Raw genomic sequence first — 21326 nt, 5'->3', positions numbered from 1 at the left:
CCCCTGGTAGAATACCAGGTAGATAGGCCGGGCGTGTAAGCTGGGCGACCAGTTCAGCGGACCGGTACTAATCGGTCGAGGGCTTGATCTTAAAAATCCACGCTGTGCAGTTTTGAGGGAATATTGAGTGGTCCGTGGTTGGTGGTCAGTGGTCGGAAAGTCACCGACGACGGACGACCGACGACCGACGACCAAAATTTCCGGTGGCAATGGCGGAGGGGCCACACCCGTTCCCATCCCGAACACGGAAGTTAAGCCCTCCAGCGCCGATGGTACTGGGGCCTGCCCCCGGGAGAGTAGGACGCCGCCGGAGAACTAATGAGAAGACCCCGGCTTTGATCAGCCGGGGTCTTCTCATTGCCTGGGGGCCTTTAGCCGGTTTTCGCCGGCTAAGTGCTCCCGGTCAATCGCGAAGATCGGTGCTTCCGGGCGCAAGTTCCACCAAAAACACGAAAAAAGATTGGATATTTACCCAAGCCCGGAAAAGTGTTAGTATGTTATCGGCAAACTGGAATGGGAGGCTTGAGTTGAAGCAATGCACAAACTGGTTCCCAGACTCACCGACTGGTTGAAGGACAAGGTCGCCGGCGCCGGGGCGCAAGGCCTGGTGTTTGGATTGAGTGGCGGGATTGACTCGGCGGTGGTGGCGGCCTTGGCCAAGCGGGCTTTCCCCGACAACTCCCTGGGGGTGATCATGCCTTGTTTCAGCCGCCCTCAGGACGCGGAAGACGCCCGGCTGGTGGCGGAGCACCTGAACCTGCCGACCAAAACAGTCGTCTTGGACCGGGTGTTCGCCGATCTGCTGGTGGAGCTGTGCGGAGAGGATTACAGCCCCTCCAACGAGCGCGACCTGACCGTGGCCAATATCAAGCCGCGGCTGCGGATGACCACCCTGTACTTTTACGCCGCCCGGAACAGCTACCTGGTGGCCGGCACCGGAAACCGCAGCGAAATCATGATCGGCTTTTTCACCAAGTACGGGGACGGGGGCGCCGATCTCTTGCCGCTGGCCAACCTTTTGAAAACCGAAGTCTGGGATATGGCCAGGCACCTGGACCTGCCGGAACGGATCATCGCCCGTGCGCCTTCCGCCGGTCTCTGGCATGACCACGTGGACGAGGACGAATTCGGTTTTTCTTACCAGGAACTGGATGACTACTTGGCCGCCGGAGAGGGTTCCGCCAAGGTGAAAGCGGCCGTCAATAAGTGGATCCGGCGCAACCGGCACAAACGGGAGATGCCCGCGGTACCCCCGTTCTAAGACGGGTCGCTGTACAGGAAAGCAATTCTTTAAGAAGGAAAATCACGGCAAAGGACCAAAGGCGGTCCTTTTCATATTTTTTATGGTCTGCCTGTATCAGGAGCGTCCCGGCTGGCAATAATTACTATCACAACAGGCTAGTTGGGGGTGATGATAGTGGACAGACGCTATACGGTGCCGGGCTTTCTGGTACTCCTGGCCATCCTGACCGTCGCTGGCTTCTGGATCTGGGGCGGGACCGTCGACGGGGCGGACCCGGAACCGGCTGTGGGTGAGCACACCGCTTTCCGGCACTCGATCGTTTACGCCTGTGGCGACCGTGAGACCGGAGCCCAGGGTGTCGCTCCGGCCGAGATCCACGGACTGGACGCGGCGGGAATCAGGCTCCATTTTCCGGATGCGGACGGATGGTCCGTGGTTGCGAACCTGCCTGAAGAACTGGAGGTGGTCCGGCAAAGCACCCTGTTTTGCGCGCGGCACGCCGCCTACCGCCACCTGGGCGTCTTCGAGGGCTATGTGGCCGTCTATGAAGGGCCGCTGGGCGGGGGGGGCGCGGTATCGCAGGTGACGGACATCCCGGTGGAGAACCTGTCCAAGTTTTACCGTGAGCGGCTCGAGCAGTCGATGGCGTTCCGGCTGCAGCCCGAGGGAGTCCAGGCCGGTCTGCGCAAGGAAATGGAGTTCCCGGATGAGGCTACTTTGCACGCGGCCCTGGAAAATCTGGACGAACTGCGGCAGGATTAGCATGGTGGTCGTCGAATAGGCTCTCAGGAGGAGAGCCATGGTTGTCGTTATGGGGCTCGACCCCGGCGTGGCTGTTACCGGCTACGGGCTGCTATTAACTACCGGCAGCAGTTACGAGGTGATCGCCTACGATTGTCTGCGCACCCCGGCCGGCCTGCCCGACGCCGGCCGCCTGGAATTGCTCTACCGGCTGTTCACTGCTCTTCACGAGCGCTACCGCCCCCGGGAAGTGGCGGTAGAGCAGTTGTTCTTTCACCGGAATGTGACCACCGCCTTGCAGGTCGGGCAGGCGCGCGGCGTGGCCCTGCTGGCCGCCGCCCAGGCGGGCGCCCGGATCATTGAATACACCCCGTTGCAGATCAAGCAGAGTATTACCGGCTCGGGCCGGGCCGATAAGAAGCAGGTACAGTACATGGTGCGCACGGTCCTCGGTCTGGCGGCAACCCCCCGGCCCGACGACGTCGCGGACGCGCTGGCGGTGGCCATATGCCACTGCCATCACCGGCGGATGGAGGCTTTGCGGTGATCGACTTCCTGAAGGGCAAACTGGTTTCCGTCCATCCGGAAGCCGTTGTGGTCGAGGTGGGGGGGATCGGTTACCGGGTCCAGGTGCCGCCGCCGCTGGCCGCCGGTATGCCCGAACCCGGGGAAACGGTCTTCCTTTATACTTACCTCTCCGTGAAGGAAACGGCGCTGGAGATGTTCGGCTTTTCCGGCGAATTGGACCGCACCGCCTTTGTACTCTTGCTGGGTGTGGCCGGTATCGGTCCGCGGACGGCGCTGGCGGTGGTGGGGCGTCTTGGCGCCCGCCGGCTTTGGGCCGCGATCCTGCGGGAAGACACCGGCGTTCTGACCAGCGTACCGGGGATCGGCGCCAAATCGGCCCGCCGCATCGTGGTCGAATTGCGGGACCGGCTTGAAAAACAGCAGAACTCGGTCGTGAGCGCGGACCTGCGGGGTGCCCACACCAGTGGGTCGGGCGGGGTACCCACGGAAGTCGGGGGAAGTGCGCTAGCCGGGGTACCCTTGGTAGCGGGTTGGGCGGAAAACGAAGCCCTGGCCGCCTTGACCAGCCTCGGCTATACGCCGCGGGAGGCACGCGAGGTCTTGGACCGCCTGCCCGATCGTAAGCTGGACGCTACGGGCTTGGTCCACGCGGCTTTGCGCCTGATGGGCGCACAGCAGTGATGGGGGGAAGATGGTGGAACAGAGAATTGTGGCGCCCGATCTAAAGGTGGAAGACGTCGACGAAGTCACCTTGCGTCCCCGCTACCTGGATGAGTTCATCGGCCAAGCCAGGGTCCGGGAAACCCTGGCCCTTTGCATTGAAGCCGCCCGGCGCCGGGGCGAGGCCCTGGACCACGTACTGCTTTACGGGCCGCCGGGCCTGGGGAAGACCACGCTGGCGCACATCATCGCGCGGGAGATGGGCGGCAGCATCCGGGTCACGTCCGGGCCGGCGATTGAGCGGCCGGGGGATCTGGCGGCGATTCTGACCAACCTGGGTCCGGGCGACATCCTGTTCATCGACGAAGTACACCGCCTGTCCCGGACCGTTGAGGAAATCCTCTACCCTGGGATGGAAGACTTCGCCCTGGACATAGTAATCGGAAAAGGCCCCGGAGCGCGCTCGCTCCGCCTTAACCTGCCGCGGTTCACGCTGGTGGGCGCGACCACCAGGGCGGGGCAGCTGACGTCGCCGTTGCGGGACCGCTTCGGGGTGATCAGCCGGCTGGAGTTTTACAGCCCGGAGGACCTCCTGGCCATAGTGATCCGGGGCGCGGACATCATCCGGGTGGATATCGAACCGGCCGGGGCGGCCATGATCGCCCGCCGGGCCCGGGGGACGCCGCGCGTGGCGAACCGGCTGTTGAAACGGGTGCGGGACTACGTGCAGGTACGGGCCCAGGGTATGATCACCGCCGGCAACGCGGCGGAGGCCCTGGAGTTTCTGGGGGTTGACGAATTGGGTCTCGATAACACCGACCGGCACCTGTTGGCGGTGCTGATCGAGAAGTTCGGCGGCGGCCCGGTCGGGCTGGACACTCTGGCGGCGGCCACGGGCGAGGAGGCGGCGAACCTGGAGGACGTGTACGAGCCCTACCTTCTGCAGTCCGGTCTTATCGCCCGCACTTCCCGGGGCCGGGTGGCCACCCCTTCGGCTTACCGGCATCTGGGGAGCCCGCCGCCCGCGAACGCAGACCCGCTGAAGCGGGTACCCCAGGAGACCATCTGGTAGCGGAGTGATGCGGGGTGGCGAAGCCGGGGGCGCACGACGGAAACCGCAAGCTGTTGCTGCTCCACGTTTGCTGCGGGCCGTGCGCCATCCACCCGCTGGAGCGGTTGCGGGCGCAGGGGTTCGAGCCGCACGGTTATTTCTTCAATCCCAACATTCACCCGTATGCGGAGTACCTGCGCCGGCAGGAGACCCTGGCCGGGTTCGCCCGGGAGGAAGGTTGGCCGGTAATTTTCGCGCCGGACTACCCGCTCGAGCAGTACTTCCGCGAGGTGGCGTACCGGGAGGGGGACCGCTGCCGGTTCTGCTTCACCCAGCGGTTGCGGCAGACGGCGCGCTTCGCGGTGCGGGACCGGTTTGCGGCCTTTTCGACCACGCTTCTGGTCAGCCCTCGTCAAAAGCACGATTTGATCCGGGAGGCGGGGGCGGCCGCCGCGGCCGAGTACGGCATACCATTCTACTATGAGGACTTTCGGCCGGGTTTTCGGAAGGCGGCCGCACGGTCTCGGGAAATCGGCCTTTACCGCCAGCAGTACTGCGGGTGTGTATTCAGCGAACGCGAGAGGCATGAGCGCCGCAGTAAGGGGGAACGGGGGTAGTGGAGATCTTGGAGTGGTTTGGGAGGACACTCATCATCGCGGGGGTCTTGATCGTTGTCCTGGGGGCGCTTCTGTACTTCGGGGCGAAGATACCGGGCCTCGGGAGGCTGCCGGGCGACATCCTCATCCAGCGGGGCAACTTTACCTTCTACTTTCCGCTGGCCACCGCCGTCCTGCTCAGCATAGTCCTTACCGTGGTGCTGAACCTTTTCATCCGGCGTTAGGCGCGCCGGATGAAAACGAATGATTGTTTCCGGCCGGTAATGCGGCCGGCGGTGCCTCCCGCGTATACGGGTGCATTCTGAAGCCTGTTCGGTGGTGCGCAAGATGAAGACCGAGGATTTTGACTACGAGTTGCCGCCAGAACTGATCGCCCAGGAACCTTTGCTGGACCGGACCGACTCCCGGCTGCTGGTCCTGCACCGGGGCACGGGCGTGGTGGAGCACCGCCGTTTCCCGGATATCTTGGACTACCTTGAGCCCCCGGACCTGCTGGTGCTCAACGAAACCAAGGTGCTGCCGGTGCGCCTGCGCGGCCGCAAGGAGCCCACGGGCGCCTGGGTCGAGGTGCTGCTGTTGCGGCCGCTCGCCGACAACGGTACGTGGGAGACGCTGGTCCGGCCCGGGCGGCGGGTCCGGAAAGGCACCCGCTTGAGTTTCGGGCCGCGGCTTGCCGGCGAGGTTCTGGACCGGTCCGAGGCCGGGGGGTGGCATGTGCGTTTCGCGTGGGAAGGCGATTTTGAGGAAGTGCTCGGGACGGTGGGAGAAGTGCCGCTGCCCCCGTACATCAAGCGGGCGCTGCCCGCCGAAGAGCGGGACCGGTACCAGACGGTTTACGCCCGGACACCCGGGTCGGCGGCTGCTCCGACCGCCGGGCTTCACTTCACGCCCGGCCTTTTGCAGCGGATCCGGGCGGCGGGGGTGAAAACGGTGCCGGTGGTGCTCCACATCGGCTTGGATACCTTCCGGCCGGTACAGGTCGAAGACATCTCCGAACACCGGATGCACAGTGAATACTACGAAATCACGGACAAAACCGCCCGGGAAATCGGGCGGGTAAGAACGGCCGGCGGGCGGATCGTCGCGGTGGGAACGACCGTGACCCGCTGCCTGGAATCGGCGGCGGAGGCGGACGGCCGTGTGCGGGCGGGTGCCGGCCGGACCGAACTCTTTATCCACCCCGGTTACCGGTTCCGGGCCGTCGACGCCCTGCTGACCAATTTCCACCTGCCGCGTTCCACCCTGCTGATGCTGGTTTCGGCCTTCGCCGGGCGGGAAAAGGTGCTGGCGGCGTACCGTGAGGCGGTCCGGGAACGGTACCGCCTGTTCAGCTTCGGCGACGCCATGCTCATCATCTAATAGGCAGGGGAGAGGCCTCTTTTCCCGTGGGGCAAAAAGGGGCCAAGCCCCTTTTTTTGGGGGTGGTTTGATGGGGATGCGGTTTGAGGTTTTGAAGCAGGATTCGCGTACCGGGGCGCGTCTCGGGCGGTTGACCACCCCGCACGGCGTGGTCGACACGCCGGTGTTCATGCCGGTCGGCACCCAGGGCACAGTCAAGACGATGACCCCGGAAGAGGTGCGTGATCTCGGAGCCCGGATCATCCTGAGCAACACGTACCACCTGTACTTGCGCCCGGGCCACGAACTCGTCCGCGAGGCCGGGGGCCTGCACCGGTTCATGCACTGGGACGGGCCGATCCTGACCGATAGCGGCGGTTTCCAGGTGTTCAGCCTCGCCGCGCTTCGGAAGCTCAGCGACGAGGGGGTGGAGTTCCGGTCGCACCACGACGGTTCCCGGCACTTTTTCACCCCGGAGCAGGTGGTCGCCGTGCAAGAGGCCCTGGGCTCCGACATCGCCATGGTCCTGGACGAGTGCGCCCCGTACCCGTGTTCCTACGAGGAGGCTCGCACCGCCATGCGCCGGACCACGCACTGGGCGGCCCGCGCGCGCGCGGCCTGGAACGGCGGCGGCGCCACCACGCTGTTCGGGATCATCCAGGGCTCGGTGTACCGCGACCTGCGGGAAGAAAGCGCCCGCGCCTTGGTCGATCTCGATTTCCCGGGGTACGGGATCGGCGGGCTTTCGGTGGGCGAACCCAAGCCGCTGATGTGCGAGGCCCTGGAGTGGGTGATCCCCCTGATTCCGGAAGACCGGCCGCGCTACCTGATGGGGGTCGGCTCCCCGGACTGCCTGTTCGAAGGGATCGCCCGCGGGGTCGACATGTTTGACTGCGTACTGCCCACCCGCATGGCCCGCCACGGGGCGGTGTTCACGCACGCCGGCCGCCTGGTGGTCCGGAACGCCCCTAACGCCCGCGACTTCGGCCCGCTCGACCCCGGTTGCACCTGCTACACCTGCCGCCATTTCTCCCGCGCCTACGTGCACCACCTGCTCAAGGCGGGCGAGGTGCTGGGGATCAGGCTGACCACGATCCACAACCTGCACTTCGTACTGGACCTGGCCCGCCGGATCAGGGAGGCGATCGCCGAAGACCGGTTTCAATCCCTGAAGGAGCAATTCCTGGCAACTTGTTTGACACCGGCCCGAATTTATAGTAAAACTACATAGGGCTAGACAGGAAAACAACCGGCTTGAGCGAACAATCCTGTAAAAAGAGAAAAGAGAAAGGAGGTCGGTTATGAGCGGGGAAATGATTTCAGTTATCTACATCATTGGGCTTTTTGCCCTACTATACTTCCTCCTGATCAGACCTCAGCAGGTACGGCAGAAGAAGCACCTGGAGATGATCAAGAACCTGCAGGTCAACGATCCGGTGATCACCGTCGGCGGCGTCTACGGCGTCGTCGTGAAGCTGAAGGAAGACACCGTGATTCTGAAAGTCGCCGAGAACGTCAAGCTCGAGTTTCTGAAGACCGCCATCGCCCAGGTGCGCAGGAACGACAATGCTTAAGGGGCCGGCTTAGGAGGACCACGGGTTGATCACGCTGCAGGAGGTCAAAGCCAACCCGATCGTCGACAGTTTCATACGCAACGGGAACAGGTACCTGGGCGTGATGGGCTTTACCGAACACAGCTACCGCCACGTCAACCTGGTATCGAGTATCGCCCGGAATATCCTGGAGCGATTGGGCTATCCGGAGCGGGAGGCCGAACTGGCGGCGATCGCCGGCTATCTGCATGACCTTGGCAACGTGGTGAGCCGGAGCCAGCACGGTATCTCCGGGGCCCTCATCGCCTTCCGGGTGCTCGAGAAGATGGGGATGGAACCGGACGAGATGGCAAAGGTGCTCTCGGCGATCGCCAACCACGAGGAAGAGTATGGACAGCCCGTGAATACGGTGGCCGCCGCCCTGATCCTGGCCGACAAGTCGGACGTGCACCGCTCCCGGGTCCGGAATCCGGACATCTCCACCTTCGACATCCACGACCGGGTCAACTACGCGGCGGAGCATTCGTTTCTGTGGGTGCACGAGGACCGGCGGGCGGTTACTCTGGAATTGACCATCGACATTGAGATCTGCCCGGTAATGGAATACTTCGAGATCTTTTTGACCCGGATGGCCCTGTGCCGCCGGGCCGCCAACTTCTTGAACTCGAATTTCGAGCTGGTGATCAACGGTGCCAAACTGTTATAGGGGGAGGAGCTTAAATTGAGGTTGGGCAATTTAATTAAGGTCGCCGTGATCCTGGCAGTCGCCGCCACCATCTCCCTGGCCTCTTTTTACCCGGTGGGGGGTGCGCCGTGGCTGCCCCTGACCCAGGACATCAACCTGGGTTTGGATTTGCGCGGCGGGGTGCACGTGGTCCTGGAAGCGGTGGACACCGAGGAGGCGAAAGCGACCCCGGACGCGGTGCAACGGTCGATCGGGATGCTGGAGGAACGGATCAACCAGTTCGGGGTGACCGAACCGGTGATCCAGCAGCAGGGCACGAACCGGATCATCGTCGAAATCGCCGGGGTCGACGATCCCGACGCCGTGGTCCGCGACCTCATCCGGCCGGCCTACCTGGAGTTCCGGACCGAGGACGGTACCACGGTCTTGACCGGGGCCGACCTGTCCGACGCCCGGGAAGCGCTCAACCCGAACACCGGGCAGCCCGAAGTGAACCTGACCTGGAACCCGGAAGGGGCGAGGACTTTCGCGGAAGTGACGGCCGCCCACGTGGGCCGGCCCTTGGGCATTTACCTGGACGGGAACCTGCTGCAAGACCCGGTCATCCAATCGCCTATTCCGGACGGCAAGGCCGTGATTACCGGTTACGCGTCCCTGCAAGAAGCCAACCGGATTGCCGTACTGCTGCGTTCCGGCGCCCTGCCGGTCAAGCTGGACATCATGGAGAAGCGCACCGTCGGCCCGCAATTGGGGGCGGATTCCCTGGAGCGTTCGGTCACCGCCGGGGCGATCGGCTTCGGCGCCATCCTGCTGTTCATGGTGGCCTACTACCGCCTGCCCGGCCTGGTGTCCGCCTTTTCGCTGGCGGTGTACGCCGTCCTGATATTGCTGGTGCTGGCGGCGTTCAACGCCACGCTCACCTTGGCCGGTCTTTTCGGGTTCCTGCTCTCGCTGGCGTTGGCCATCGACGCCAACATCATCATCTTCGAACGGATCAAGGAGGAATTGCGCACCGGCCGGTCACTGCGCTCGGCGGTGGACGCCGGGTTCCAGCGGGCCTTTGCGGCCGTCTTGGACGCGAATGTCGCCGGCCTGATCGCGGCCGTGATTCTGTACGTGTTCGCGCCGGTGATGATCAAGGGGTTCGCGCTGACCCTGGGCATCGGCATCCTGGCCAGCATGTTTACCGCCCAGGCGTTCACCAGATGGATGCTCCACCTGCTCGTGGGCAGCGGGATAGTAAACAGTCCCCGGCTGTACCTTAAATAGAGGTCGGAGGCCGGAAATAGAAGTCAGAGGCCGGAAATCGGAAGTCGGACGGGAAAGAAACCGCCGGGGGCGGTTTTAAGGGGAATTGAGACGGGAGAACCGCCTGGTTGAGGGCGGGTTAGGAATTTGAAGGGGGAGCGGCAGTGTTTCATATCGTACGGCATCGCAAGTACTGGTATCTGATTTCGCTCTTGATCATCGTCCCGGGGCTTGTTTCCCTGCTGTTCCGGGGTTTGAACCTGGGGATCGACTTCACGGGCGGCAGCATGGTTGAGGTCCGGTTCCAGGAAGAGGTGAGCGTTGAGGAGGTGCGCACGGTACTGGCCGGGCACGGCCTGGAACAGAGCGTCATCCAGCCCAGCGGGGACCGGCAGGTGCTGATCCGCACCGGTGTCATCTCGGAAACCCAGAACCAGGCGATGGTCGAGTCCCTGGGCCGGGAAATCGGGGCTCTGACCGTGCTCCGGAACGAGGCCGTCGGCCCGGTGATCGGCAAGGAACTGGTGCAAAGAGCGATCTGGGCGCTTGCGGCGACTGTAATCGCCATTGTGGCCTATATATCGTGGCGCTTTGATTTCAAACAGGGGCTCGCCGCCATCGTCGCGCTCCTGCACGACACCCTGATTGCGCTGGGCATTTTCTCGCTGTTCCGGCTCCAGGTGGACAGCGCCTTTGTGGCGGCGATCCTGACCATTCTCGGTTATTCCATCAACGCCACCATCGTGATTTTTGACCGGATCCGCGAAAACACCAAGACCGCCAAGAAGACTGAACCGCTGGAGGACGTCGTCAACCGGAGCCTATGGGACACCATGGCCCGTTCGATCAACACGTCGACCACGGTGATGTTCATGTTGCTCGCGCTGTTCTTCCTGGGCGGCGCGACGCTCAAAACCTTCATCCTGGCCCTGATGATCGGCGTGGTGAGCGGCGCCTGGTCCTCGGTCTGCATTGCCGGCCCGCTATGGCTGGACTTGAGGAAGCGGCTGCCGTGGCCGAAACGGCCGGCCGGCGCCCGGGCCTGAGCCGGGTAATGGCCGCCCTGGACTTTTAAGCTTGAGCACGGCTTTGTGCCCGACCCGCTGACCCGCTAAAGCACTTCCCCCCGGGTACTCCGGCCTCCGGGGGGAAGTGCGGGCGGGCACCCGTGTTTGGGAGGTTTGAAGCAGATACTAAACAAAAGCAAACAAAAAGCGGCAAACCTTTGACAGGGGGCGTGAAGATATGTCCGGTATGTCCGGTACCAACCGCATCATCGTCACCGTCATCGGCGCCGACCGGGTCGGAATCATCGCGGGCGTCGCCCGAGTGCTGGCCGACAACAACGTGAACATCCTGGACATCAGCCAGACCATCCTGCAGGAGTTCCTGGTGATGATCATGGTGGCCGACATGCGCGGCAGCAAGGTTGACCTTGGCACGCTCAAAGGGCGGCTCAGCGAAAAAGGCCGGGAACTCGGCGTCCGGATCGATGCTCAGCACGAGGACGCCTTTACCTACATGCACCGCATCTAGCGTGAGTTTGCTGCGCTGGTGGCGCCGGCGAATTCGATTTCCACGCCCCGCATGCACCGCATCCAGCGTGAGTTTGATACTGATTGGAGAACTGCCTGGTATTACTGAGTTTAAGCCGGTTTTGGCCGTATACACTAAAAAAAATTGCTATTTCAGTGGTCCTTGACCAGCCTTGCCATTCGGAGGCGCAAAACAATGCTTGGCGTGGACGAGATCATCCAGACCGTTAGGATGATCCAGGAGGAAAACCTGGACATCCGGACCATCACCATGGGCATCAGCCTGCAGGACTGTGCCGATGCCAACCCCGACGCGCTCTGTGAAAAGGTGTTCGGCAAAGTCACGGGCCTGGCGGGGCGGCTGGTCGAGGTCGGCAACCAGATTGAGCGCGAATACGGGATTCCGATCGTCAACAAGCGGATCGCGGTCACTCCCGTGTCTTTGATCGTCGGGGAGACGGGCGCGGGCGGGTGCCTGGCCCTGGCCCGGACGCTGGACGGGGCGGCGGCCGCAGTCGGGGTCAACTTCATCGGCGGTTTTTCGGCCCTGGTCCACAAGGGCTTCACCCGGGGCGACCGGGAATTGATCGCGTCCATCCCGGAGGCGCTCGCCGCCACCGAGCGGGTGTGCGCTTCGGTGAACGTGGCCACCACCAAGGCCGGAATCAACATGGACGCCGTCCGGCTGATGGGGGCCATCATCAAGGAAACGGCGGTCCGCACGGCCGACCGCGACGCCATTGGGTGCGCCAAGCTCGTGGTGTTTGCGAACGCGCCCGAGGACAACCCCTTCATGGCCGGGGCCTTTCACGGGGTCGGCGAACCGGAGTGCGTGATCAACGTGGGGGTCAGCGGGCCGGGCGTGGTCAAGAACGCCGTGGCCCGGCTGCCGGACGCCGACCTGGGCACGCTGGCCGAGGAAATCAAAAAGACGGCCTTCAAGGTCACCCGCATGGGGGAGCTGGTGGGCCGGGAAACGGCGAAGCGGCTCGGAGTGCCCTTCGGCATCGTGGACCTTTCGCTGGCGCCGACCCCGGCGGTGGGGGACAGCGTGGCTGAGATCATCGAGGCGCTGGGGGTCGAGGCCTGCGGCGCTCCCGGCACCACGGCGGCGCTGGCCCTTTTAAACGACGCCGTAAAAAAGGGCGGGGCCATGGCCTCGTCCCACGTCGGCGGCCTTTCCGGGGCCTTCATCCCGGTCAGCGAAGACGCCGGGATGATCCGGGCGGTGGCGGCGGGCGCTTTGAGCCTGGACAAGCTCGAAGCGATGACCGCGGTCTGCTCTGTCGGCATCGACATGGTCGCCCTGCCGGGGGACACCCCGGCGGAGACCATCGCCGCCCTGATCGCCGACGAGATCACCATCGGGGTGGTCAACCACAAGACCACGGCGGTGCGGCTGATTCCCGTGCCCGGCAAAAAGGCCGGGGAGTTCGTGGAGTTCGGCGGCCTTTTAGGACGGACGCCGATAATGGCAGTCAACCGTTTCGGCGCCGCCGGGTTCGTGCGACGCGGCGGGCGGATCCCCGCGCCGATCAGCAGCCTAAACAACTAGGCTGGGGCCGGCAACCCGCTCACCGCCCAAATCCCCTGGGTCTCCTCCCGCACCCCAATCCCCAAAACGATTCTCCCTGCGGACCAAGTGCAAACGGTTATGGACAACGGGGCAGTCACGGCTTGGGAAGCCGTTGGCCGTTAAAAGGCTTCATTATTTTTTTTGACGCCGCGGTGAATAATGTTTGGCAGGGGGCCGGGAATGCGCATGGTCAGGCAAGCTGACAACCGGGTTTTGTGGGAGCTGAAACAAAAGGTCCGCCAGCTGAGCGTGGCCATGGAGAAGATGCGGCTGGCCGAATACGTAACGCTGCTGGAACGGCCCTACCGTTTGCTGTACATCAACTTTCTCACCGGCATCGCGCGGGGGCTCGGCATCGCGGTCGGCTTCACCATCCTGGGCGCGGTGGTGGTCCTGGTACTCCAGCGGCTGGTAATGCTGAACCTGCCGCTGGTCGGTGACTTCATTGCGCAAATCGTCCGCGCCGTGGAAATCAACCTGGCCCCCTGACCCGTAAAACCCGGCGGGTACCCGCGTACAGGGGGCCGTACTCACGCTCCGGCATACCACATCAAGGAGTGATAACATGGACCCGGACAAGCTCGAACAACTACGGGCCCGGCTGCTCCGGGAAAGGGCCGTGGTGCGGCGGGAGATCAGCGTCATCCAGCAGACCATGGATGTGGCACTGGAGGACAGCATCGGGGAACTCAGCACCTACGACAACCACCCGGCGGACATCGCCGGCGAGGCTTTCGAACGGAGCAAGGACTTCGCCCTGCGGGAGAACGCCCGGTTCCGCCTGCTGGCGGTTGAGGACGCTTTGGCGAAGATCGACCGGGGCACTTACGGCCGTTGCGACGAATGCGGGGCCAAGATCAGCCTTGAGCGGCTGGAGGCCGTTCCGTTCACGACCAAGTGCCGGGACTGCAAGGCCCACGCCGAGGTTCGGGATGAGCGGGCGCGCCCCGTTGAGGAAGAGGTGTTCACCCGCCCCTGGGCCCCGCCGGGCCAGGAGAGCACGATCTACGACCGGGAGGACGCCTGGCAGGACGCGTCGCAGGACAGCCTTTCGACCGAAACCGAGAATTCGGAGGAAGAGGACCGCGGCCACACCGAGGATGTGGACGCGATCCCCTACGTCAAGGAGGACGGGGTGTTCTTCCAGAACACCCGGGTGCGGGGCGACACCGGGGAATTTGGTCGTTAAAATGAGGCATTGGCGTTCCGGGGCTTTCGGCGGACCCACTAACGTGGGTGCCCCGGGGAAGGATTTTGGGGGTTACGGGCGAAACTTTATGGAAAGCAGCGCCGTTGCTGGAGAGAAGGCTGGCTATAACATGCAACCCCTGCTGGACGTAGTTCGGGATGATTTGGATATCGTTGAGCGCGAACTCTACGCGGTCCTGAAAAGTGACAATCACCTGTTGACCGAATCATCCAACCACCTTTTCCGGGCCGGCGGGAAACGGCTGCGTCCGGCGCTCGCCCTTTTGTCGGGCAAGTTCTACAATTATGACCTGCAAAAGGTCCTGCCCCTGGCGATGGCCTTGGAATTGGTGCACCTCGCCACCCTGGTCCACGACGACGTGGTTGACGGCGCCGAGCTGCGGCGGGGGATTCCTACCGTAAAAGCGCGCTGGGGTAACAAGGTGTCGATCCATACCGGCGACTACCTGCTGGCGAAAGCCATGATCCTGGTGTCCGTTTACCGGAGTCCGGTGATCATCGGCATGCTGGCGCACTCCTGCGTGAAGATGTGCGAGGGGGAAATCATCCAGTTTGCCGGCTTAAACCAGTGTGACCTGCGGGACTACCTGCGGCGGATCAAGTACAAGACCGCGCTTCTGATCCAGGCCGCGTGCCGGCTCGGCGCGGTGGCCACCGGGGCGCCCCGTGAACTGTACGAGCCGCTGGGGCGGTTCGGCCACTGTCTGGGTATGGCCTTCCAGATCACGGACGACATCCTGGACATGGTGGCCGACCAGAAACGCCTGGGCAAGCCCACCGGCGGGGATTTGCGCCAGGGCGTCATCACGCTCCCCGTGATGCTGGCGCTGGCCCGGTGTCCGGACGGTGACGGCCGGCTCGCGGCCCTCGTCAACAAGACCGACAAAACCGCCGAAGACGTCGAGGAAGCGATCCGTCTGACCAGGGAATACGGCGGGGTCGACCTGGCGTTTCAGGTGGCCGAAAAGTACCTGGACAAGACGCACGGCTTTTTGGGGATTCTGCCGGACGTCCCGGCCCGGGAGAATTTCGCCCGGGTGGCCGAATTCGTGCGGGTGCGCACCTACTGAAAATGGAGGTCGGAGGTCGGAAGTCGGAGAGGGGAAGCCGAATCTCCGGTCGGGGGGAACGAATGTCTGCCTTATATCCGGTCCTGGTCAAGCTTGAGGGTGAACCCTGCCTGGTGATCGGCGGGGGACGGGTCGCGGAACGCAAGGTGCGCTCCCTGCTGGAAGCGCACGCGCGGGTGCGGGTGATCAGCCCCGGGCTCACCGCCGGCCTGCAGGCCCTGGCGGACGCTGGGGAGATCGAACACCGGCGGGGTGAATACCGGCCCGGCGACGTGGAGGGTGCCTTTCTGGTGATCAGCGCCACCAACGATCCGGCGGCCAACCGGTTGGTGGCCGCGGACTGCCGGGCGCGGCGCATCCTCTTGAACGCGGTTGACGACCCGGAGAACTGCAGCTTTTTCGTACCCGCCTCGGTGCGCCGGGGCGACCTCACCATCGCCGTCTCCACCGGCGGCCAAAGCCCCTTGCTGGCCCGCAAGCTCCGGGAAAAGCTTGCGCTTGAGTACGGCCCCCTGTACGGGGACTACCTTGCACTTATCGGCCGAATACGCCATAATATCATTCGGAGCGTGTCCGACCCGGTCAAGAAAGAGCAACTGCTGGAGGCGCTTTGTGCGCCGGAGATCTTGGACACGCTGGCGAAAGGCGACTACGACAGGGTGAAGGAGCTGGTAGGCATTGTTGATTACGGTGGTGGGCCTTAACCACCGTACGGCGCCGCTGGCCGTGCGCGAAAAGCTTTCCTTTCCGGAGCACACCTTGAAAGAGGTGCTGCGGGGCCTCAATGACCGGGATGGTGTCGAAAGCTGCGTGGTTATCTCCACCTGCAACCGTACCGAAGTGTACGCCGTGCTCTCGGAAGAGGACGGCCTTCAGAATATCCAGCGCTTCCTGGCCGAACGCTGCGGCAGCCCGGTCGAGGCGATCAAGAACCACACCTACAACTATTCCTTCGGGGAAAGCGTGCGTCACTTGTTCCGGGTCTCTGCCGGGCTGGACTCCATGGTCCTGGGCGAGACGCAGATCCTGGGCCAGGTGAAGCAGGCCTACCAGTTCGCCCAGCAAGTCGGCACGGTGAACTGGCTTTTGAACTGTGCCTTCCAGCAGGCGCTGGCGGTGGGGAAACGGGTCCGGACGGAAACCGGCATCGACAAAAACCCGGTCTCCATCAGCTACGCGGCCGTGGAGTTGGCGCGGCAGACGCTGGGCAGCCTGGAGGGCCGGGAGGTCCTGATCGTCGGCGCCGGCAAGATGAGCGAGTTGACCGTGAAGCACCTTTTGTCGCACGGGGTGGCCGGGGTGATCGTGTCCAACCGTTCCTACCCCCGGGCGGTTGAGTTGGCCGCCCAGTTCGGGGGGCGGGCGGTCCGCTTCGACGGATTGTACCAGTGGATGGGACACGCCGACATCGTGATCAGTTGCACGGCGGCCAGCCATTACGTGATCCGCGCCGAGCCGATGGCGTCCGTTCTGGATGAGCGCGGGGGGCGGGCCATCTTTGTCATCGACATCGCCGTGCCGCGCGACGTGGACCCGGAAGTGGGGCACCTGCCCGGGGTGGTGCTCTACGACATCGACAGCCTGCAAAGTGTGGTCGACGCCAACCTGGCCGAACGGCGGCGGGCCGCGCTGGCGGCGGAACGGATCATCGACGCTGAGGTGCGCGAGTTCCTGCTGGCGCTCGGGTCGCGCTTCGTCATCCCCACCGTGGTGGCCTTGAAAAAGCGCGGCGAGGAGATCAAGCAGACCGAGCTGGAGCGGGCGTTGAACCGGCTGGGGGGTGAGCTCTCCGAGCGGGAGCTCAAGGTGATCAGTTCCATGGCCAATTCCATTGTCAGTCAACTGCTGCACGAGCCGATCACCCGGCTCAAGAAATTGGCGTTGACGCCCGAGGGCCACTTCTACTCGGACGCCCTGCGGAAACTGTTCAACCTGGAGCCGGAGAACAGCGGGGCACCCATGTCAGTGGGTGGGGGTACCCACGCCGGGGCACCCACGCAAGTGGGTCGGTGTACCCACGAATGTCGGGGCACCCACGCGGGGCACCCGCGCCAGCGGGTCGGGTCGGACTGCGTGAAGGGGAAGGGCGGCTGATGCGGCGGGAGGTGGTGGTCGGCACGCGCGCGTCCCGGCTGGCCCTGGCGCAGGCCGACTGGGTCGTCGACCGCCTGCGGGCGCGCTACCCGCGAGTGAGCTTTGTGCGCAAGGAAATCCGGACCACCGGGGATAATATCCTGGAAACGGCCCTGGCCAAGATCGGCGACAAGGGCCTTTTTACCAAGGAACTCGAGCAAGCGCTCCTGGACCGGGAAATCGACCTGGCGGTGCACAGCATGAAGGACCTGCCCACCAGGCTGCCGGAGGGCCTGGCCATCGGGGCGGTTTCCATCCGGGAATATCCGGGCGACGTGTTTATTTCCCGCGGCGGGGAGCGGCTGGAGGAACTGCCCGGGGGGGCGGTGCTCGGAACCAGCAGCCTAAGGCGCACGGCCCAGCTCCTGGCCTACCGGCCCGACCTGCGGGTGGTGCCGGTCCGGGGCAACGTCCAGACCCGGCTCCGGAAATTGGACGAGGGTGTGGTGGACGCCCTGGTGCTGGCCTGGGCCGGGATGTTCCGGCTGGGCCTGACGGAGAGAGTCACCCACAAGATCCCGGTGGCCGTGTGCCTGCCGGCGGTCGGCCAAGGGGCGCTGGGGATCGAGGCGCGCGCGGACGACACCGAGGTGCTGGAGATGCTGCGGATGGTCGACCACGCGCCGACGCGGGCGGCGGTGCAGGCCGAGCGGACGTTGTTGCGGCGGCTGGAGGGCGGTTGCCAGGTGCCGGTCGGGGCCCTGGGGCGGCTCCGGGACGGGCGGTTGGTATTGGAGGCGGTGGTGGCCTCCCTGGACGGGACGGAACTGGTGCGGTCCCAAGAGTCCGGCCCGGCGGACCGGCCCGAGGCGCTGGGCGACAGCCTGGCCGCGCGGCTTCTGGAGATGGGGGCCGCCGGGATCCTGGCCCGGGTGCGCGCGGAGGCATAGCGCAGGGGGGCGGCAAGGGAGCCGCTCACGACGATTCATCGTCGCGCAGGCGAGGGTGAAAATAGAGTCCAGATTTTATTTTCGGAGGAGTTGCTCACGACGATTCTTCGTCGCCACCGGGAATGAAAATATTATCCAAAGATTCTATTTTCGGAGGAGTGGAGTTCAAGGACGTGACGGCTCACGGTTTGGTGTACCTGGTCGGGGCCGGTCCGGGTGACGCCGGCCTGTTGACGTTGAAGGGCTTGGCCTGCATCCGGGAAGCGGACGTGGTGGTGTACGACCGCCTGGTCAACCCGCGGATTTTGGTGCACGCCCGGCCGGAAGCCGAACTGGTCTTTGCCGGGAAATCCCCGGAAGGGCACACCCTGACCCAAGACGAGATCAACGGCTTGTTGGCTGCCAGGGCCGGGGCCGGGCTGACGGTGACCCGGCTTAAAGGGGGCGACCCCTTTGTCTTCGGCCGCGGCGGCGAGGAAGCCGAATACCTGGCGGAGCTGGGCATTCCGTTCGAAGTGGTGCCCGGGGTGACCTCGGCGGTGGCGGCGCCCGCGTACGCGGGCATCCCGCTGACCCACCGGGACTTCACGGCCTCGGTGGCCGTGATCACCGGGAATGAAGACCCCGCCAAGGACGAGACCGCCATCGCCTGGGACAAACTCAGCACCGGGGCCGGCACCATCGTGTTCCTGATGGGCATGGCCAACTTGCCCGACATTGTGGCGCGGCTGGTGCGGCACGGCCGGGACGCTTCCACGCCGGTGGCCGTCATCCGCTGGGGGACGCTGCCCGAGCAGGAAACGGTGGAGGGCACCCTGGACGACATCGTGGAACGGGTCCGGGTGGCGGGACTCAAGAACCCGGCCGTGATCGTGGTCGGCGAGGTGTGCCGGATGCGGCCGCACCTGCGCTGGTTCGAGCAAAAGCCCTTGTTCGGGCGGCGGATCCTGGTCACCCGGTCGCGGGAGCAGGCATCCGCGCTGTCGGAGCGGATCACCCGGCTGGGGGGCGAGGCCCTGGAGTTTCCGACCATCGCCATCCGCCCGCCGGACGACTACGGCCCCCTGGACCGGGCTGTCGGTGAGATTGGAAGTTACCAGTGGATCGTGTTCACCAGCGTGAACGGGGTCGACTATTTCTTCAACCGTTTCCGCGAACTGGAGCGGGACATCCGGGAACTCGGCCCGGCGCGGCTCTGCGCTATCGGGCCGCGCACCCGGGAGGCGCTGGTTGGCCGCGGGTTTCAAGTGGCCTACATTCCGGAGGAATACCGGGCCGAGCGGATCGCGGACGGGCTGCGCGCACTTTTGCGCCCCGGGGAGCGGGTGCTCATGCCCCGGGCCGACATCGCGCCGCCGGAGTTGGCCGAGGCGTTGACCCGGGCGGGAGCGGCGGTGAGCGACGTCACCGCCTACCGCACGGCGGCCGTGGACGGGAACGCAGGCCCGGTGCGTCGGCTGCTCGCCGAGGGGCGGGTGCATGCGGTGACCTTTACCAGTTCCTCGACGGTGCGCAACTTCGTGGGCGCCCTGGGGGCGGAAGACGTGCCCGGTCTGTTGTCAGGAGCGGCGGTGATCTGCATCGGGCCGGTGACCGCGCAAACCGCCCGGGAGTTCGGGCTGGAGGTCGCGGCGGTGGCCCGCGAGTATACGATCGACGGCCTGGTCCGGGCCGTGCGGGACTACTTCGGTGGGAGTGAAGGTATTGCTTAGCATCTCCAAGATGGTGTCCGGGAAAAGCGAGTCGGGGGACCACCTGCGCTACCGGTGCCGACCCACTGATGCGGGTGCCCCGGCCGGCGGCGGGGGCACGCAGGTCAGTGGGGGTACATGCGCCAGTCGGAACACCCACGCAGATCAGGGTGCCCATGGCTGTAGGAGCACTCACGTCGGTGGGGGTGCCTGCGCCGGTCGGGGCACCCACGTTAGTCGGGGCACCCACGCCAGTGGGTCGGGCGCAATGGGCCCGGTGGTGGTCTGGAACTCGACCCGGGCCTGCAACTTGAAGTGTATACACTGTTACGCCAGCGCCACCGCCGCCCGGGATCCCGGCGAGCTGACCACGGCGGAAGCGCGTCGGCTGATCGACGACCTGGCCGAGTTTCGCGTGCCCGTGCTGCTCTTCTCCGGAGGCGAGCCGCTTTTGCGGCCCGACTTCTACGAACTGGCGGCCTACGCCCGGGAGCGGGGCCTGCGGCCCGTGGTCTCCACCAACGGCACCTTCATCACCCGGGAGACGGCCTGGCAACTCAAAGAGACCGGGGTTGGCTACGTGGGGGTGAGCATCGACGGTATCCGAGAGACCAACGACGCGATCCGCGGGTACACCGGCGCCTTCGAGGCCGCGCTGGAGGGCATCCGCCACTGCGTGGCCGTCGGGCAGCGGGTGGGTTTGCGGTTCACGATCACGCGCGACAACTACCGGGAGATCGACACCATCTTCGACTTGGTGGAGGCCGAAGAAGTGAACCGAGTCTGCTTCTACCACCTGGTGTATTCCGGCCGGGGGAGCCGGCTGGTGGAACAGGACCTGCCGCCGGAAGAGAAGCGGGCGGTCCTGGACCGGATTTACGACCGGACGGCAGACCTTTTCGAGCGGGGGCTGGAGAAGGAAATCCTGACCGTCGACAACCACGCCGACGCCCCCTACATCTACCTGAGGCTACAACGCGAGCAGCCCGAGCGGGCCGCCCAGGTCTGGGAATGGCTGAGGATGTCCGGCGGCAACCGGAGCGGCATCGCCATCGGGGCCGTGGACTGGTACGGGAACGTGCATCCGGATCAGTTCACCATGAACCATGACCTCGGCAACGTGCGGGAGCGCAAGTTCGGGGAGATCTGGACCGATACCGGACACCCGATTATGGCGGGGCTCAAAAACCGCCGGCCGCTCTTGCAGGGGCGGTGTGCGGCCTGCCGCTGGCTGGAAATCTGCAACGGCAACTTTCGGCCGCGGGCCGAGGCGGTGAGCGGCGACTTCTGGGCGGCCGACCCGGCCTGCTACCTGACCGAAGCCGAAATCCAACCCGAGAAAGGGGCCAGGCCCCTTTTTCACAGAGAAGATAGAAAAGCGGCTTTGCCGCGCGTGTAAAAGCAACCTCTGGTGAAAAGGTGTCAGACACCTTTTCTGAACTGGGTAACATAAATCAGGATGTTATTGACTATCCAACCCGTATTCACTGTGCTTTCAGTTTCCATTTGGGAAAGTCAAGGAAAGTCAAAAAGTGTCTGACACCTTTTTGGGGGTGGG

Annotated in this window: 23 protein-coding genes and 2 rRNA genes; all 25 read left to right on the top strand. The window is 64.6% G+C overall.

Features of this window, described 5'->3' with window-relative positions; all coding sequences use genetic code 11:
• Nucleotides 1–91: ribosomal RNA gene (locus AB1402_09205) — 23S ribosomal RNA — on the top strand; the annotation flags it as partial.
• 108 nt (nt 92–199) lie between these two features.
• Nucleotides 200–313, top strand: a 5S ribosomal RNA gene (gene rrf / locus AB1402_09200).
• Between the two features lie 222 nt (nt 314–535).
• Nucleotides 536–1261, top strand: coding sequence for an NAD(+) synthase (nadE, locus tag AB1402_09195; GenBank protein MEW6541771.1), 726 nt, complete (start codon nt 536–538; stop codon nt 1259–1261).
• Between the two features lie 156 nt (nt 1262–1417).
• Nucleotides 1418–2005 carry a hypothetical protein gene (locus AB1402_09190; protein MEW6541770.1) on the top strand — a complete coding sequence of 196 codons (588 nt, stop codon included), beginning with the start codon at nt 1418–1420 and terminating at the stop codon, nt 2003–2005.
• Between the two features lie 37 nt (nt 2006–2042).
• Nucleotides 2043–2531, top strand: a complete 489-nt coding sequence (gene ruvC / locus AB1402_09185; GenBank protein MEW6541769.1) for a crossover junction endodeoxyribonuclease RuvC — start codon at nt 2043–2045, stop codon at nt 2529–2531.
• Entirely contained in the window at nt 2528–3193 is a 666-nt protein-coding gene (ruvA, locus tag AB1402_09180) for a Holliday junction branch migration protein RuvA (protein ID MEW6541768.1), read from the top strand. The genes ruvC and ruvA overlap by 4 nt, the downstream gene beginning before the upstream one ends.
• A 13-nt stretch (nt 3194–3206) precedes the next feature.
• The gene (gene ruvB / locus AB1402_09175; protein ID MEW6541767.1) at nt 3207–4244 is read left to right on the top strand and encodes a Holliday junction branch migration DNA helicase RuvB; all 1038 of its coding nucleotides are present in this window, start codon (nt 3207–3209) and stop codon (nt 4242–4244) included.
• Between the two features lie 14 nt (nt 4245–4258).
• Entirely contained in the window at nt 4259–4840 is a 582-nt protein-coding gene (locus tag AB1402_09170) for an epoxyqueuosine reductase QueH (GenBank protein MEW6541766.1), read from the top strand.
• Nucleotides 4840–5064: a DUF2905 domain-containing protein gene (locus tag AB1402_09165; protein MEW6541765.1), complete on the top strand. Its 225-nt coding sequence runs from the start codon at nt 4840–4842 to the stop codon at nt 5062–5064. The genes AB1402_09170 and AB1402_09165 overlap by 1 nt, the downstream gene beginning before the upstream one ends.
• Nucleotides 5065–5167: 103 nt before the next feature.
• Nucleotides 5168–6199, top strand: a complete 1032-nt coding sequence (gene queA / locus AB1402_09160) for a tRNA preQ1(34) S-adenosylmethionine ribosyltransferase-isomerase QueA (GenBank protein ID MEW6541764.1) — start codon at nt 5168–5170, stop codon at nt 6197–6199.
• A 70-nt stretch (nt 6200–6269) separates the two neighbouring features.
• Nucleotides 6270–7409, top strand: a complete 1140-nt coding sequence (gene tgt / locus AB1402_09155; protein ID MEW6541763.1) for a tRNA guanosine(34) transglycosylase Tgt — start codon at nt 6270–6272, stop codon at nt 7407–7409.
• Nucleotides 7410–7479: 70 nt separating this feature from the next.
• Nucleotides 7480–7752 carry a preprotein translocase subunit YajC gene (yajC, locus tag AB1402_09150; GenBank protein ID MEW6541762.1) on the top strand — a complete coding sequence of 91 codons (273 nt, stop codon included), beginning with the start codon at nt 7480–7482 and terminating at the stop codon, nt 7750–7752.
• 25 nt (nt 7753–7777) lie between these two features.
• The gene (locus AB1402_09145; GenBank protein MEW6541761.1) at nt 7778–8437 is read left to right on the top strand and encodes an HD domain-containing protein; all 660 of its coding nucleotides are present in this window, start codon (nt 7778–7780) and stop codon (nt 8435–8437) included.
• A gap of 15 nt (nt 8438–8452) precedes the next feature.
• Nucleotides 8453–9685 (top strand): protein translocase subunit SecD, encoded by a 1233-nt coding sequence (gene secD, locus AB1402_09140; protein MEW6541760.1) that lies wholly within the window; start codon nt 8453–8455, stop codon nt 9683–9685.
• Nucleotides 9686–9828: 143 nt separating this feature from the next.
• On the top strand, nt 9829–10710 hold the full coding sequence (secF, locus tag AB1402_09135; protein ID MEW6541759.1) for a protein translocase subunit SecF: 882 nt from the start codon (nt 9829–9831) through the stop codon (nt 10708–10710).
• Nucleotides 10711–10918: 208 nt separating this feature from the next.
• Nucleotides 10919–11200, top strand: coding sequence for an ACT domain-containing protein (locus AB1402_09130; GenBank protein MEW6541758.1), 282 nt, complete (start codon nt 10919–10921; stop codon nt 11198–11200).
• A gap of 195 nt (nt 11201–11395) precedes the next feature.
• On the top strand, nt 11396–12754 hold the full coding sequence (locus AB1402_09125; protein MEW6541757.1) for a PFL family protein: 1359 nt from the start codon (nt 11396–11398) through the stop codon (nt 12752–12754).
• Nucleotides 12755–12961: 207 nt separating this feature from the next.
• The gene (locus AB1402_09120) at nt 12962–13264 is read left to right on the top strand and encodes a DUF5665 domain-containing protein (protein MEW6541756.1); all 303 of its coding nucleotides are present in this window, start codon (nt 12962–12964) and stop codon (nt 13262–13264) included.
• 76 nt (nt 13265–13340) lie between these two features.
• Nucleotides 13341–13964 carry a TraR/DksA C4-type zinc finger protein gene (locus tag AB1402_09115; protein ID MEW6541755.1) on the top strand — a complete coding sequence of 208 codons (624 nt, stop codon included), beginning with the start codon at nt 13341–13343 and terminating at the stop codon, nt 13962–13964.
• A gap of 130 nt (nt 13965–14094) precedes the next feature.
• Complete coding sequence (locus tag AB1402_09110; protein MEW6541754.1) at nt 14095–15054, top strand: polyprenyl synthetase family protein; 960 nt, start codon at nt 14095–14097, stop codon at nt 15052–15054.
• Between the two features lie 62 nt (nt 15055–15116).
• Nucleotides 15117–15758, top strand: a complete 642-nt coding sequence (locus tag AB1402_09105; protein MEW6541753.1) for a bifunctional precorrin-2 dehydrogenase/sirohydrochlorin ferrochelatase — start codon at nt 15117–15119, stop codon at nt 15756–15758.
• Nucleotides 15733–17148 (top strand): glutamyl-tRNA reductase, encoded by a 1416-nt coding sequence (locus AB1402_09100; protein MEW6541752.1) that lies wholly within the window; start codon nt 15733–15735, stop codon nt 17146–17148. The genes AB1402_09105 and AB1402_09100 overlap by 26 nt, the downstream gene beginning before the upstream one ends.
• On the top strand, nt 17148–18077 hold the full coding sequence (gene hemC / locus AB1402_09095) for a hydroxymethylbilane synthase (protein MEW6541751.1): 930 nt from the start codon (nt 17148–17150) through the stop codon (nt 18075–18077). The genes AB1402_09100 and hemC overlap by 1 nt, the downstream gene beginning before the upstream one ends.
• 158 nt (nt 18078–18235) lie before the next feature.
• Complete coding sequence (gene cobA / locus AB1402_09090) at nt 18236–19789, top strand: uroporphyrinogen-III C-methyltransferase (GenBank protein ID MEW6541750.1); 1554 nt, start codon at nt 18236–18238, stop codon at nt 19787–19789.
• Complete coding sequence (locus AB1402_09085; protein ID MEW6541749.1) at nt 19782–21167, top strand: radical SAM protein; 1386 nt, start codon at nt 19782–19784, stop codon at nt 21165–21167. The genes cobA and AB1402_09085 overlap by 8 nt, the downstream gene beginning before the upstream one ends.
• The last annotated feature ends 159 nt before the right edge of the window (nt 21168–21326 follow it).

Source organism: Bacillota bacterium (assembly GCA_040757205.1).
In the GTDB taxonomy this organism is placed as follows: Bacteria; Bacillota; Desulfotomaculia; order Desulfotomaculales; family Desulforudaceae; genus Desulforudis.
Note: the sequence above shows the minus strand (reverse complement) of the source record. Positions and strands in the feature narration are given on the sequence as shown.

Bases quoted from the DNA above. Each gene is read 5' to 3' on its own strand.
- nadE (MEW6541771.1), top strand. From the start codon at position 536: ATGCACAAACTGGTTCCCAGACTCACCGACTGGTTGAAGGACAAGGTC.
- ruvC (MEW6541769.1), top strand. From the start codon at position 2,043: ATGGTTGTCGTTATGGGGCTCGACCCCGGCGTGGCTGTTACCGGCTAC.
- queA (MEW6541764.1), top strand. From the start codon at position 5,168: ATGAAGACCGAGGATTTTGACTACGAGTTGCCGCCAGAACTGATCGCC.
- tgt (MEW6541763.1), top strand. From the start codon at position 6,270: ATGGGGATGCGGTTTGAGGTTTTGAAGCAGGATTCGCGTACCGGGGCG.
- yajC (MEW6541762.1), top strand. From the start codon at position 7,480: ATGAGCGGGGAAATGATTTCAGTTATCTACATCATTGGGCTTTTTGCC.
- AB1402_09130 (MEW6541758.1), top strand. From the start codon at position 10,919: ATGTCCGGTACCAACCGCATCATCGTCACCGTCATCGGCGCCGACCGG.
- AB1402_09125 (MEW6541757.1), top strand. From the start codon at position 11,396: ATGCTTGGCGTGGACGAGATCATCCAGACCGTTAGGATGATCCAGGAG.
- AB1402_09120 (MEW6541756.1), top strand. From the start codon at position 12,962: ATGGTCAGGCAAGCTGACAACCGGGTTTTGTGGGAGCTGAAACAAAAG.
- AB1402_09115 (MEW6541755.1), top strand. From the start codon at position 13,341: ATGGACCCGGACAAGCTCGAACAACTACGGGCCCGGCTGCTCCGGGAA.
- AB1402_09110 (MEW6541754.1), top strand. From the start codon at position 14,095: ATGCAACCCCTGCTGGACGTAGTTCGGGATGATTTGGATATCGTTGAG.
- AB1402_09105 (MEW6541753.1), top strand. From the start codon at position 15,117: ATGTCTGCCTTATATCCGGTCCTGGTCAAGCTTGAGGGTGAACCCTGC.
- hemC (MEW6541751.1), top strand. From the start codon at position 17,148: ATGCGGCGGGAGGTGGTGGTCGGCACGCGCGCGTCCCGGCTGGCCCTG.